The sequence below is a fragment of the Campylobacter concisus genome, from assembly GCF_902460665.1.
In the GTDB taxonomy this organism is placed as follows: Bacteria; Campylobacterota; Campylobacteria; order Campylobacterales; family Campylobacteraceae; genus Campylobacter_A; species Campylobacter_A concisus_AL.
The window spans coordinates 686302-700435 of sequence record NZ_CABPUR010000002.1; the positions used below are offsets into that span (position 1 = coordinate 686302).

The 14134-nt window shown below is 36.4% G+C and carries 8 protein-coding genes and 1 pseudogene; 4 read left to right on the forward strand and 5 right to left on the reverse strand.

The window, feature by feature from the left end:
- Positions 1-252: 252 nt before the first annotated feature.
- The 3 genes from F3G66_RS06700 (at position 253) to F3G66_RS06710 (ending at position 5928) form a co-directional block, all read left to right on the forward strand.
- Positions 253-2205, forward strand: coding sequence for a methyl-accepting chemotaxis protein (locus F3G66_RS06700; RefSeq protein WP_149707564.1), 1953 nt, complete (start codon positions 253-255; stop codon positions 2203-2205).
- A 194-nt stretch (positions 2206-2399) separates the two neighbouring features.
- On the forward strand, positions 2400-3116 hold the full coding sequence (locus F3G66_RS06705) for a transporter substrate-binding domain-containing protein (protein ID WP_084041202.1): 717 nt from the start codon (positions 2400-2402) through the stop codon (positions 3114-3116).
- Between the two features lie 73 nt (positions 3117-3189).
- On the forward strand, positions 3190-5928 hold the full coding sequence (locus F3G66_RS06710; protein ID WP_149707565.1) for a M16 family metallopeptidase: 2739 nt from the start codon (positions 3190-3192) through the stop codon (positions 5926-5928).
- Positions 5929-6064: 136 nt separating this feature from the next.
- On the opposite strand, the gene F3G66_RS06715 is transcribed toward F3G66_RS06710, so the two are convergent.
- From F3G66_RS06715 to F3G66_RS06725, 3 genes are read right to left on the reverse strand one after another with little or no spacing between them, the layout of a single operon-like run.
- Complete coding sequence (locus F3G66_RS06715; RefSeq protein ID WP_149707566.1) at positions 6065-6952, reverse strand: hypothetical protein; 888 nt, start codon at positions 6950-6952, stop codon at positions 6065-6067.
- A 51-nt stretch (positions 6953-7003) separates the two neighbouring features.
- Positions 7004-7225, reverse strand: coding sequence for a hypothetical protein (locus F3G66_RS06720; RefSeq protein ID WP_021091847.1), 222 nt, complete (start codon positions 7223-7225; stop codon positions 7004-7006).
- Between the two features lie 32 nt (positions 7226-7257).
- Positions 7258-7551 carry a putative quinol monooxygenase gene (locus tag F3G66_RS06725; protein ID WP_149707567.1) on the reverse strand — a complete coding sequence of 98 codons (294 nt, stop codon included), beginning with the start codon at positions 7549-7551 and terminating at the stop codon, positions 7258-7260.
- A 161-nt stretch (positions 7552-7712) separates the two neighbouring features.
- Between F3G66_RS06725 and F3G66_RS06735 the strand changes: the two are divergent.
- A pseudogene (locus F3G66_RS06735) lies at positions 7713-10168 on the forward strand (molybdopterin-dependent oxidoreductase).
- 48 nt (positions 10169-10216) lie between these two features.
- Here F3G66_RS06735 and F3G66_RS06740 read toward each other — a convergent pair.
- Complete coding sequence (locus F3G66_RS06740; RefSeq protein WP_149707570.1) at positions 10217-12049, reverse strand: dynamin family protein; 1833 nt, start codon at positions 12047-12049, stop codon at positions 10217-10219.
- Entirely contained in the window at positions 12042-14129 is a 2088-nt protein-coding gene (locus F3G66_RS06745; RefSeq protein ID WP_149707571.1) for a dynamin family protein, read from the reverse strand. The genes F3G66_RS06740 and F3G66_RS06745 overlap by 8 nt, the downstream gene beginning before the upstream one ends.
- Positions 14130-14134 lie beyond the last annotated feature (5 nt).

Sequence of the window (14134 nt, forward strand, 5' to 3'; positions counted from 1 at the left end):
ATGAAGCTTCTCAGGATGAGAACGGCATTTATTTTAAATATGCTATTTTCTATTTGCATGCATCACAATTTTGTTAAAAAATTCTTACTAATTAATAAAGCTAAATATAAATTAAATTTTTACATAAATAGACTAATCAATATTTTTTATAAAAATAACCAAAAGTATTTTTTGGTTGATAAATTTTAAGTATTAAAGTCGTATGGCTTTATTTTTTGAAGCAGATATTAAGAAAAACTAAAAGGAGAGAAAATGAATAATCTAGGTATTAAATCTAAGATTATGGCGATAGTTATCGTCAGTCTTATTGGCCTTGGTATCATGAGTGCGTACATGCTAAATGGTATCTTAAAGACTCGCTCAAAAGCAGAGTTTAGTGAGAAAATCGTGGATACAATAATAAATCAAAATAATTTTATCCATGAAATGCAAAAAGAACGCGGATTTAGCTCAGGTGTGTTAGCAGGAGGGGATAATAAAAATTTATTAGAGCAGCGTAAAAAAGTAGACGCTATGCTTGATAAGCTTGAAGAGAAAAATGAAATAGCTTCAGAGATAAATAGTATCCGCTCAAATGTAGATCAAAAAAGTGGCAATGATCTAATTAGCCGTATAACAAAAATTTTAAGAAAAGAGGTTATTGCTATAAATGGATATAGTGATAAGCTTGAGCCTAGCTTGGTAGATGATCTAAAGCGTATCATTATTGTTGGTGAGATAAAAGAGTCTTTTGGTATTTTGCGTGCTACTTTAAATGGGGTTTTTACTAAAAAGAGCATAAGCAAAGAGGACTACAATAAAGTAGTTGCACTAAATAGCGTTATAAATAAATTTATGCAGGATTTTGACGATTACAACCCAAAAGAATTTAGTGATGAATTTGATGCCATCGCTAGAAAAAAGGCTGATTTTATAGATGCGATGAATATTATTAAAAATGTAGTTGCCACTGAAGATGTATCTTATGATGCAGCGAGTTGGTTTTCAAAGATAAGCATTTCAATAGAAGCATTGAGAGAGCTTGAGCTTAAACTACTTGATAATATGCAAAAAGATGCAATACGTATTAAGGGTGATGCAAATACCGAACTTATTATAAGTTCTATTGTAATTGCGATTTGTATTTTGCTTATGTTGCTAATATCTACATTAATAGGTAAAAACCTGATCTCTGGCATAGATCAGACTAAAAATGGCTTAGTTAGATTTTTTGACTTCTTAAATTATAAATCTAATAAGGCTGAATTTTTAGATCGTAGTGGTAGCGACGAGATCGGACAGATGAGTGCACTGATAAATGAGAATATCAAACAAATCGAGGCAAATTTATCTGAGCAAAATAATTTCATTAAAGAAGCAAATACTTTTGTAAATCAAATTGGCAAAGGTAACTACGTAGCTCAGCTTAACGCAGATACTTCAAATCCTGCACTTAGCCAGCTAAAACAAACTTTCAAAGACTTACAAATCGCACTAAAACATGCTATTGCGGAAAATGGTGATGACGTGTTAAATCTACTAGAAAGCTTTAAAAAACAAGACTTTACTAAAAGGCTTGAAGATGATGGCAAGATGGCGGTTGGCATAAATGCTCTTGGTGAAGAGATAGCCAAAATGTTAAGGGCAAATTTAGATCAAGCTCATGTGCTAGAAGAAAAGGCTGAGTCTTTAAGTCAGTCAATGAAAGAACTAACTCAAGGCGCAAATGTACAAGCAAGCTCACTTCAAGAGTCTGCTGCCGCAGTAGAGCAAATGTCAAGTTCAATGAATGCAATATCTCAAAAAACATCTGATGTTATTAGACAAAGTGATGAGATTAAAAACATCATAACTATTATTAGAGATATAGCTGATCAAACAAATTTACTAGCTCTTAATGCCGCGATCGAAGCAGCACGCGCAGGAGAACACGGCAGAGGCTTTGCGGTTGTTGCAGATGAGGTTAGAAAACTAGCAGAGAGGACTCAAAAATCTCTAACAGAGATCGAAGCAAATACAAACGTACTAGCTCAATCAATCAATGAAATGAGTGAATCTATAAAAGAGCAAAGTGAAGGAATCAATATGATAAATCAATCAGTTGCGCAAATAGACACACTTACAAAAGAAAATGTAGTAATTGTCAATAAAGCAAATGAAGTAACATCTGATGTTGACGACATGGCTAAGGCGATAGTAAACGAAGTTAGAAAAAGTAAATTTTAATCTTTGACTTACTCTTAGAGCTTCTACTATTCTATCCCTTAAAATAATTAAGGGATAGAACTTATCTATAAAAATTTATATGCTACTTTGCTATACGATTATTTATAGCATTTTTCTTTTATTACGGATTTAAACAATTTTTAATAGAGAAATACTGATAATTAAACCACTAAATCACCTTAAAGGACACTATTATGAAAAAGATCTTTGCTCTTTTACTCACAGCTTTTGTTGCTCTTTGTGCAAACGAGCTAAAATTTGGCACAGCGGCGAACTATCCGCCATTTGAATATATCGATGAAAATAACAAAATAACAGGCTTTGATATCGAGTTAATTGATGAAATTTCAAAGCGTGCAGGTTTTTCATATAAGATCATAAATATGAGTTTTGACGGCCTTATTCCAGCACTTAAAGCCGGCAAAATAAATGGCATTATAAGCGCAATGAGTGCGACTTCAGATAGACTAAAATCGATTGATTTTACAAAGCCATACTATCTAACTGAAAATCTCTACCTAAAGAAAAAAGGCAATGACGCATTAAAAGCTAAAGAAGAGCTAGCTGGCAAAAGAGTTGGCGTGCAACAAGGCACCGTCCAAGAGCTAGCAGCAAATGCTATAAATGGCGTAAAAGTAGTGCCTTCAGAAGATACTGTGCCACTTATCATGGGATTAAAAGTTGGCAAATTTGACGCAGTCATCCTTGATAGCTCTATCGGATATGGCTTTATTAAGAAAAATCCAGAACTTGAGGCATTTTTCAAAGAAGTTGATGGTAGCGAGGGCTTTTCAATAGCATTTGATAAAGGAAAAGAGAGTGCATTAATAGAGAAAATAAATCAAATTTTAGATGAAATGAAAAAAGACGGAAGCTACGAAGCTTTACTTAAAAAATACGATCTAAAATAACCTTCTAGCCTGCAAATTTGCAGGCTTATGCTAAATTCTGCTTTGTCTATCGATTAAAATAAAAAGGAAAATAATGAGAAAAATTTTGTTGCTTTTTTGCCTAGTAATGGGTCTTTTTGCGCTTCAAAACGATAAAGATATGTTAAATGGAGAGCTAAAAAATGGGCTAAAATACTATATCAAAGAGAATAAATCTCCACAAAAAACAGCTACTTTTTATCTTGTTATAAATTCTGGTTCAACTGATGAAAAAGATGGCGAGCAAGGTCTTGCTCACTTTTTGGAGCACATGGCATTTAATGGCAGCCGTGACTTTAGCAAAAATGAGCTCATTAAGCAGCTTGAGAGCCTTGGTGTGAAATTTGGAGCTGATCTAAATGCGCAGACGAGCTACGATCAGACGAGCTATGTCTTAACGATTAATGTAAATGAGAAAAATTTACAAGATACATTCAAGGTCTTTTCGAATTGGATAGATGGCGTTAAAATCGATCCTAAGGAGCTTAATAAGGAGCGTGGCGTCATAATGGAAGAGGAGCGTCAGAGAAATACGCCAGGATATAGGCTTTATTTGGCTCAAACAAAGGATATTTTTGAGGGCAGTATCTATCTAAAAAGAGTGCCAATAGGTGATATGAACGTCATCAAAAGCGTAGATGCTAAGCATATGCAAGAATTTTACGAGAGGCTTTATCAGCCAAGATTTATGAGCTTTGTTGCTGTTGGCGACTTTGATAAAAATGAGATAAAAAGCTTAATCGAAAAAAACTTTAGCCAAGCAAAAAATACAAATTTTTACATTCATCCAGAAAAAAATATCAGCTTTAAAAATGGTTTAAATATTTTTAACTATGACTCGAATGAAACTGGAATGGAGCTAGTTAGACTTAGCTATTTTGATAAATTTAGCCCAGTTGCAAATGAGGCTGACGCAAAGAGAAATCTAGAAGATGCACTTATTTCAAGCCTGATAAATATGCTTTATGAGCAAAAAAATGCAAATAATTCATCAAATTTAAGCACTGATTTTATAGCTCAAACACTTCAAGCAAAGCAGAAAATTTATAGTTTTGAAACAAACGTACTTGGAGGCGATTTTAACGCAAGTCTTAAAGATATGCTTGGCGTTATAAAAGGCATTAAAGAGTTTGGCTTTAATAAAGATGATTTTACTGATGTGAAAAAGGCGTTTGTGGCAAATGTGGATGCAAAATTTAAACGCTCAAAGACTAAAAAGTCAAGCGCTTACGCAGGACAAATTTTAAATATGATAGAAAATGGTGGCTTTGTGTTAAGCGATGAAGATGAAAAAAAGCTTAGTTTAAAGCTATTAAACGAGATTACATTAGCTGACGTGAATGCTAGATTTAGACAAATTTTGGCCATTTCTGATGAGCGTGTAAGAATTTTTAGCAAAGATGGCTTTAAGCTTAGCAAAGATGAGTTTTTAAAGCTTTTTGCCAAAGCGCCTGCTTATAACACAAACCTATCTGCTAGCAACAACGACAAGAGCCTAGGTAATGAAAATTTAGAGCCAAAAGAGATAAGCTCAAGAAACTTTGATGAAAAAAATGGAATTTATACCTACAAAATGTCAAATGGCTCGCAAGTTATCTTTAAGCCACTAGCCACTAAAAAAGATAGCGTTTTGTTTGCAGCCGTCAGCAAAGGAGGCACATCAAATTTGACTGATCCAAAGCTTGGTAGCTTTGCCGTTGCGCTTACGAATGAGAGTGGCGTTGGTAAATTTAATAACTATGAGCTCTCAAAGGCACTAAATGGAAAGATAGTAAGCTATCAAAAGAATATCGAGGGTCTTACGCAAGGATTTTTTGGCTCGTCAAGTACAAACGACCTTGACTCGCTGCTAGCTGTTATAAATTTAGAATTTAACGCTCCAAGAGCCGATGCAAACGTGCTTGATAGGATAAAGCAAAGAGCAAAGGATGAGCTAAGCAAAGAGCAAAATTTGCCTGAATATAAATTTAGTACCGAATTTAGCAAGTTTTTTTATGAAAACAATAAACGTGTCGCGCCGCTTGAGATGGCTCAGATCGATGCGCTAAAACTAAATGAGCTAAAAGAGATCATCAAAGATAAATTTACAAATGCAGCCTCATATACTTTTGTAATCATCGGCGATACCGACGAAGAGAGGCTTTTGCCACTTATTAAAAAGTATATCGCCACGCTACCAGCAAATGGAGGCGAGGAGAATTTTAAAGATGATGGCGTGCGAAGTATCAAAGGTCAGCACACCTTTAAAAGGGAGTATCAAAGCACAAAAAGAAGCGATGTTGGTATAAACATCATAAATTCTGATGCTAAATATAGCTTTGAAGGAGCGATTAGGCTAAGGGCATTAAGTGAAATTTTAAAAACAGCGCTTCGCGAAAAGATCAGAGAAGATAAGGGCCAAACATACGGCTTTAGCCTAAATGCCAAGCTCTCACGCTATCCTTTTGAGCATTCAGATATGCTAATTAGCTTTACTTGCGATCCTGCAAACACGGACAATATCATCGCTGAGATAAAGCAGATAATAGCTAGCATAAAGCGTAGTGGTGCGCTCTTACCAAAGCATTTGGAGGATTTTAAAGCGCAGAGTGAAATTTCTATAAAAAAAGATTACGAAAAGCCTGAGTTCTGGCAAAAGCTCATCATCTCAAATAAAATTTTTAACACGCCACTTTACACGGCTGATGAGTACATAAGCGCGGTAAAAGCCATCACAAATGACGAGATCAAAGAGGCTGCAAAGCTATATCTTGATGAGAAAAATATGGTGATAAGTATAAATAATCCAAAGTAGAAATTTAGTGAGTCAAGCTGGCTGACTCTTAAAATTTAAACGCGAGTAAAAATTTATTAAGATAAGCTAGCTCTTTAAATTCAAATCTAAGTAGAAATTTAAAGAGCCAAGCCAGCCCCAAAATTTAAACCTAAAGCTAAGCTAGTATGTCCTTTGGCTTTAGCTTGTTTAGCTTTTGCACTAGTTCATCAAAGCTTGCGCCATTTTCGACCTCGCGCCTGATAAATTCCTCAAAAAACTCACGTTTTATATCTTTATCGGTGTAGGTCACGCTCTTTTTGGTAACTTGCATAGGCTTAAATTTCTCTTCTTCTATCTCTTCATCGCCATTTTCTCTAACTGGTGTAAGAGCGATATTTTGAAGCACATCAGCGATACTCTCGCCCTTTTCATAACTTGTTTTTAGAAATTTTAAAAACTCATCTTTGCTGTTTTTATCAGCGTAGCTCACACGGTGCAACATAGGCTGACCTAAGAATTCTATACGTTTTTTATCCGAGCTTTGCTCGTAATGCAAAGCCCCGTCTTTAAAAGAAATTTTCACATTTGCATGCTCGCCAAGTATCCTTTCGGCGGTAAATTCCAGCCATTTATCTTTAAACTCATCGATACTTAGATCAGAGTCTAGCAAATTTGTAGCCTCACGGCTTAGATAAAGAGCACCAAAAGCATTATTGATTATTTTATTGTTTATGCTCATTTTGTGATTTTTGATGAACTCATCTACGCTAAAGCCGTTTTTCTCGCTAGTGATGATGGAGTTTAGTCGCCAAAGCTTCGTACTATCAATGAAATTTTTAAGGCTAGAGATTTCATCTTTGCTCGCTCCGCTATCAAGGCCATTTATCTTGCCCCAGATAGAAATTTTATCATTTGATGAGTAGCCAGAGAGCGGTAGATGCTTGATGTCCGCAGTTTTGGTGGGAATTTCTACTTTGTCTAATTTTGCGTTTGTGGCTTGGCGCTTACTAAAAGCGTCTTGGTAGTTAAAGCTTTGATTAAATCCATTTAGCGCGTTTATCATGTTAAAATCCTTTAACACAATATCGGCAAGTAGATTTAAATTTTAAGTGGATTATTTTTTATTGCGGTATTTTTCAAAAATGGCGATCATTTGGTATGAGTTTTGCGCGATTTTAAATTTATTTGGATTTTTGCCAAGTAGCTCTTCTCTTAAAGAGTCGATAAATTCTCTATCTTTTTTGCAAGCTTCAAAGCTCACTCGCCCCCTAAGTACGGCCATAAATATAATATCAGCAGTCGCATTTATCATCTCAAGCATTTTTTCTTCGCTCATTTTTGTGGATTTTGCCCTTTTTAAAGCAAATATTATTCCTTTACGCTCACAAAATTTACTATTTTTACCTCTTGGTTCTCTTTGCAAGCCTCCAGCGCGGCTGCATTTTTCACCATGTGAGCGCTTTTCATATGCTCTTTTTGGCTTGCAAGATCTTCCCAAATTTCCATAAAACAGTATTCGTTTTTACCGCCCACAACCATGCCGCACTCGTAGCTTATGCAGCCTTTATCTTTTCTTGAAGCTGGCACGATCTCTTTTAAAATTTCTTCAAATTTCGCCTCACACCCAGCCTTTAACTTTACATTTACATAAAATCCAATCATCTGCCCATCCTTTAAAAAAATTTGGCTAAAATAGCGCAATTTAGACGCAAGTTTGCGTATTACATTACAAGGTCTTTAAACGATGAAATGATACAAAACCCTAAATTTATAATTTCTAAAACCAACCAAAAATAATAAATTTAACCAAAATCGGAGAAAGAATGAAAAGACGAGACTTTTTAAGATTAAGCGCATTAGGCGCAGCTAGCCTTCAAGCAAAAGAGCTTGGCAGTGCAGAGCAAGCGTTATTTGACAAACAAAGCGGACTAAGCGCAAATAAATTTGGCGCATTTTATGTAAAAACTATATCGCAGGGCGCGTGGTCGAGACCGTGCCATTTGAGGGCGATGCTTATCCAAACGAGCTAAATAACGCAGTCATTGACTACATCCAAAACGAGAGCAGAGTAAAATATCCATTTGTTAGAAAGAGCTTTTTAGCCAATCCAAACAACCCAAAACCAGAGCTTCGCGGTAAAGAAGAATTTGTGCGTGTGAGCTGGGACGAGGCTATAAAGCTAAGTGCAAAAATTTTAAAAGAAAATTTTGATAAATACGGTGCTGAAGCGATCTACGGACAGGTTTATCAGTGGGGTAGCCTCGGCAAAGTTGGCCACAGCCAAAAGACCGCAAAAAGGCTACTTAACGTGCTTGGTGGCTACGTAAATGAGCTTGGTAGCTACTCATACGGTGCAGCGACTGTCATCATGCCTCACGTCACTGGCTTCGTCGATCCTGCGCTAGCGCCAACAAAGTGGGAGGCTATCTTAAAAAATGCCAAAACGATCGTATTTTGGGGTACAAACCCAGTCGTTTCAAACAAGATCGCCATTGGCGTACCGCTTCATAACTCATATAAATACTACGATGAGATCAGAAAAAAAGGCGAGAGCGGCGAGATGAAAATTTATAGCGTTGACGTTTATCACAACGATAGCGCAAAATACTTTGACTCAAAATACCTTGAAGTCGTGCCTTGCACCGATACAGCGATGATGATAGGTATGTGTAACTACCTTTTTGAAAAGGGACTTTACAGCAAAGAATTTATAGAAAAATACACAGTTGGCTTTGATAAATTTAAAGAGTATATGCTTGGCAAAACTGACGGGGTCAATAAAAACCTAGCTTGGGCAAGCAAAATTTGTGGTGTTAGCGAGCAAGATCTTGCTAAATTTAGTGAGGATCTAGCCAAAAACGACTCAGTCATAGTTAGTGGCTACGCCATTCAAAGACAAGATCATGGTGAGATGGCATACTGGGCGCTCGTGACGCTAAATGCGATGCTTGGCCACATCGGCAAAGAGGGTTGTGGCTTTGTCACAAATGATGGCATGCACAAAAACGCTGATGAGAGCTTCATAGCACCTAAACTAGCGGCTTTTGAGACCAAAGTGCCTCAAAAATTTATTGATAGCGGGCTGGTGCCAAAGACAAAGGGCTACGAAATGCCAAACTCAAGGCTAATAGACGCACTTCTAAGCCCAGGCAAGGAGATAACAAGAAATGGCAAGAGCTATAAACTGCCAAAGATTAGAGTGATGTTTAATGCAAATGGCTCAACTTTCACAAGGCATCCTGATGCAAACAGAGCTGTAAAAGCTATGCGAAATGTCAATGCTATCATCACTTGCGAGCCATTTTGGACAAGTACAGCTAAATTTAGCGACATCGTCCTACCAGCTGCGCTTGAATATGAGCGAACAGACATCGAAATGGCAAACTCAACGAGTGAGTATCTATTTGCGATGAAGCCACTAGTTAAGCCATTTGGCGAGAGTAAGAGCGACTTTGAGATCGCAAGGCTGATCGCCAAAGAGTGGGGCAGGGAAGAGGCATTTAGCGAGGGTAAAAGTGAGCTAGAGTGGGTCAAAGAAATTTACGAAGATGCTGTTAAAAAGGCTACCGAGCTTGGGTATGAGAGCATGCCTAGCTTTGAGGAATTTTGGGAGAAGGGATACTTTAGATTTGACAAGATCGATGAGAAAAAACGTTACTTTACAAACTACAAGAAATTCCGCGACGATCCAGTGGCAAATCCGCTAAAAACGCCATCTGGCAAGATAGAAATTTACTCTGAGACTGTCGCTGGCTTTGGCTATTATGACTGCCCACCGCATGCGACGTGGCTTGAGCCATTTGAGTGGCTGGGTGCAAAAAATAAAAAATATCCTATCGCAATTAGCGGCGCACACTCTAAATTTAGGCTTCACTCACAGCTAAACAACTCCGTGCTTCGCAACTTTAACGAGATCGCAGAGCGTGAGCCAGTGCTTATAAATCCAAAAACAGCCGAGGCTAGAGGGATAAAAATGGGCGACGTGGTGCGTGTTTTTAATGATAGAGGCGAAATTTTGTGCGGTGCCTTTGTCACCGAGGACATGCCACAAAATGTCGTAATAGTAAGCGAAGGCGCTTGGTACGACCCTGAAAAACCGGGCGAAAAGAGCCTTTGCTTGCACGGAAATTTAAATGTGCTCACAAAAGACGTGCCATCAAGCAAGATGAGCCAGAGCAACACCGCTCACACAAGCCTTGTGGATGTCGAGAAATTTAAAGGCGTGCCAAAGCGCGTGACAGCATTTAATGCACCAAAGATCGGCATAATGCACGCATAAAATAAAAGCTATCCTTAAATGGATAGCTCTAAGTTTTAAAATTTTTATTTATCTTAATAGCAATGAGTTTTCACAAATCTCTTCAATCTTTGAAATTTGCTCTTTAACTCTTGCTTTTAAGCCATCAAGCATTGCTATTTTTAAAGTATAAATTTCATTAAAATCGCTCTTTATATCAAGCAAAATTTTATTTAAAAACGAGCTGTTTGAGCACATTAAAGCTTCAAACTCATAAAGACTAAACGCATCAAGCATGCGCTCATAGACATCTTTTGCACTTGGAATATAAAGTGGAGTATTCATCTGCAGATGCGATTCTAGCGTCTTTTCTATCTTTTGTTTTATAAAATAAACCGCAAGTTTGAGCGCGTTTTCATAGTTTGAGGCTAGTTTTATATCAAGCTTTTCAAAAAACAAAGAGACCTTTTGTATAGCCTTAAATTTGGCCGTTTCATACTCTCTTAAAAAATTTTCATATGTCCGTCCGGCATAGGTATTTATGGATTTTGTTTCGTAAGCCAGGACTTGATCATCAAAGCTAGCGTAATTTTCATAGCGAGATTTATATATTAAAAATTTATCCTCTAAATTTTTATAAAGCTCATCAAACGCTGAGGTTATTGCATTTTCTAGCTCTTTTAGATCTTTTTTGTAGCGTTTAAAAAATTTATTAAAAACTACATCTTCGTAGATAAGTTTTGAAAAGACTTCGTCGCTATCAAGACTTATTACCTCAAAATTTTCACGCTTATAAATTTCTTTGTTTAAAAGCGTTTTTGAAGCGTTAAATTTTGTCTTTGAAAATGGTTTAAGTAGCTTAAATACCTCATCAGCAGCAAGTTTTATAACTTCACTCATTTGACTATAACTTAAAGCGATCTTTGGCTTAAACTCCTCTTTTATCGCCTCCAGCCTCTCATCTAATGAGCCACTAAATTCATCTAAAATAAACCGCGCATTATCATAAATTTCTAGATGTTTTTCTTGCTCGTTGGTTAGGAGTTTTACGATCTTTTTTGCCCTTACTTTTATGAAATTTTCTTTAAAGCTCTTGTCTAAAAAGTATTCTTTAATAGCCTTTAGAGCTTCGTTAAAATTTGAAGCTTCAAGTAGGCTTTTGTCATTATTTGTGATGCCAAGGAGTGCTTGCTTTGATGAGATAGCGATGATATCCTCAAAAAGCTCGCCATAAGTTTGCCTAGCGTGTTTTAGCAAATTTTCAAGCTCCTCCTCACTTAGCTTGTCTTTTTGGTTGATTAGGCAGATCGCTTTTAGATCATTGGCTTTTAAAATTTCTTTGATACTTTCAAGCTCGCTTGCCTTTGCGGCGTTATTTGCAAGGCTTAGCCATATCGTGCCACTAACCTTTTTTAGCGTATTTTTTGTCTCTTTTGTATCAGCATCTCTTAGCGAGTTTAGTCCAGGAGTGTCGATGAAATTTATCTCTTTTAAAATTTCACTTGGCGCATAAAGCGTCATACCAGAAACTTGATCGCCTAGCTTATTTAGCTCGGCTAGATCGCTACTTGCTAGCAAGCTCTCGCTACCGTTTATAAATTTCACGCTTAGAAGTGGCATCTTTGCAAATTTTAGCCTCACAGCCTTTGCGGTGACTGGAGTTAGTCCTGATGGCAAGATATCTTGACCAAGAAGTGCGTTTAAAAATGTTGATTTTCCACTTGAAAATTGACCGATAACAGCTATTAGCGGTGGTTCATTTAGAGTGTCTATTAGTAAATTTAAGCTCTCTTTTATCTGCTCGTTTATATGTAAGCTAGGATCATTTAGATCATTTACGAGCCTAGCTAGCTCGCCTTTAAAATCATTTGTAAAAACCTTAAAATATCTCGCTTTGTAGGCATTTATAAACTCATTAAACATTTTTAATATCCTCTAAAAGTGAGTAAATTTCATCTTGTAAGGAGGTCTTTTGCTTAAGCTTTGAAATTGAGCTTTGATTTTGTAAATTGAGCTCATTAAGTTTTTCATTGAGCACCAAAAGTCTTTGGTTTAGAGTCTCTTTTTGGCTCATCTCATAAGCCTTTACTCGCTCTTTTAGTAGCTTTTTTTCATGTTCTGCTAGTATCTCACAAAACTGCGATATGCTTTTATTGTTAAGTAAATTCTGTCTTAAACTTAAAAGCGCCTCCTCTGGCTCACTTTTGCTTAAAATTTTAGCTTCAAGCTCATCTAAAAGCTCGCTAAAATTAAGCTCTACGCCCATTTGCTTTAAAAAGTCATTTATACTAAAAATTTTATTTTCACTCACCTTAAAGCCATCAAAGCTTAAAGCGATATTTTGCTCGCACGACTTTGTCTGCACCAAAGTTTCATTTCTAGCCTCTCTCATAAGTGCCGCAACTCCGTCACAAAGTGTAGTTTTTGCTATTTGTGTAAGACGTTTTAGATTTAAATTTTCTCTTTTACTTTTGCAGTAAGCGATCTCACTCTTAAGCTTTTCATTTAGATTTTGTAGTAGTGCTTCAAGCCCCATTTTATAGATATCTTTTGCATTTTTATCATCGAGTTTTTTTAGCTCGCTTTCTAAAAGCCTTTCAAGTTTTGTGAAATTTTCATTAAGAGAATTTTTGATATTTGCTTGCTCGTTTTGCAAAGCTTCTAGCTCTAAACCAAATGCCTTAAGCTCTAAAATTTCAGCCTTTGTGGCTTCGAGTTTTGTTTTTAAAATATTTTGTAATTCTTTTTGATATGAGCTTAAAATGAGAGCTGATTTTTTAGAGTCTTTACCAAAAAGCACATCATAAAGATACTCTTTAAACTCCGGCACGCCACTATTTAAAGCGCCATCAAGATAAGCTTTCGCGCTAAGGGCAAAATAATCTATCTTGATATCATTTATCTGCTCGCCGATCGCCTTTTTTACGTAGTTAAGCGTTTCATTAATACCCTTTGCGTCTAACTCGTCAGCATGAGTTAGCACAATAGCAACTCTTACGATGTGCGAGTTTTCAAGGCATTTTTTCAAAAATAGTGCGTCTTTTTGCGTTGCACTTTGCGAAGCATTCATGAGATGAGCCAAAAGGTCGCACTCTTTCATAAAATTTGTAGTTATTTGCTCTCTTAAAACGATCGCATCATCTATGCCCGGAGTGTCTATAATGCAGACATTATCTCTTAAAAGCTCCAAGTCATCATAAAGCTCAACGCTTTTTACGAGATTTGCTGTTTTTGAGCTTGAAGACGTATAGTTTTTGATCTCATCTAGGCTGATCTCTACGCTACTAGCTGGTAAATTTTCGCTTGAAAGTCCAAGCTTTTCTAGCTCGTCTGGGCTATAAAAATTTACCTTTGCATGGCTATTTGATGCGTACTTTAAGATGGTTAAATTTACAGTCTCAGGTACATTTGAAGCACCAAGAACACGTTTGTTTAAAAGGGCATTTAAAAGGGTTGATTTGCCAGAGTTTATGACGCCACTTACTGCGATGTTAAAAAGCGTTTCATTTGATCTTTTCTTGGCGTTTTTTAAAGCTAGTAAAAATTCTTTATCTTCATCAAGCATGCTTGCTTTTTCATTTATCTCGTTTAGAAAATCCAAGCTCTTGTGAAAATGATCTTTTGGCTTCGCATTAGAAATTTTAGCCTTATTTTGATTTGAGTTTTTGCTTATAAATTTTATTAAAAAATCAAATTTTTCATGGCTAATTATCTTTTCATTACGTAGCTTTTGTAAGTAGGTTACAAGTTCATCACTTGAAATTTTTGCTTCATTTAGTGCTTTTAGCGTGGCTAGCTGAGCACTTTGTATGCTAAAGATATCAAGTCCAACGCCTAGCTTTTTTAAGATAGTTCTAAACTCGGCAAGAGCCATAAACTCATCCAAATTTTTCTCATCACAAGATAAAAGAAGCGCCAGTAGATCTGGGTAGAAAGGCACGCTCGCATCAGTATTGGCGTAAATTTTATTTAAATGCCAAGCGTGATTTAAAAACTCGTCCATTAAAG

Bases quoted from the DNA above. Each gene is read 5' to 3' on its own strand.
- F3G66_RS06700 (WP_149707564.1), top strand. From the start codon at position 253: ATGAATAATCTAGGTATTAAATCTAAGATTATGGCGATAGTTATCGTC.
- F3G66_RS06705 (WP_084041202.1), top strand. From the start codon at position 2,400: ATGAAAAAGATCTTTGCTCTTTTACTCACAGCTTTTGTTGCTCTTTGT.
- F3G66_RS06710 (WP_149707565.1), top strand. From the start codon at position 3,190: ATGAGAAAAATTTTGTTGCTTTTTTGCCTAGTAATGGGTCTTTTTGCG.
- F3G66_RS06715 (WP_149707566.1), bottom strand. From the start codon at position 6,952: ATGATAAACGCGCTAAATGGATTTAATCAAAGCTTTAACTACCAAGAC.
- F3G66_RS06720 (WP_021091847.1), bottom strand. From the start codon at position 7,225: ATGAGCGAAGAAAAAATGCTTGAGATGATAAATGCGACTGCTGATATT.
- F3G66_RS06725 (WP_149707567.1), bottom strand. From the start codon at position 7,551: ATGATTGGATTTTATGTAAATGTAAAGTTAAAGGCTGGGTGTGAGGCG.
- F3G66_RS06740 (WP_149707570.1), bottom strand. From the start codon at position 12,049: ATGTTTAATGAGTTTATAAATGCCTACAAAGCGAGATATTTTAAGGTT.
- F3G66_RS06745 (WP_149707571.1), bottom strand. From the start codon at position 14,129: ATGGACGAGTTTTTAAATCACGCTTGGCATTTAAATAAAATTTACGCC.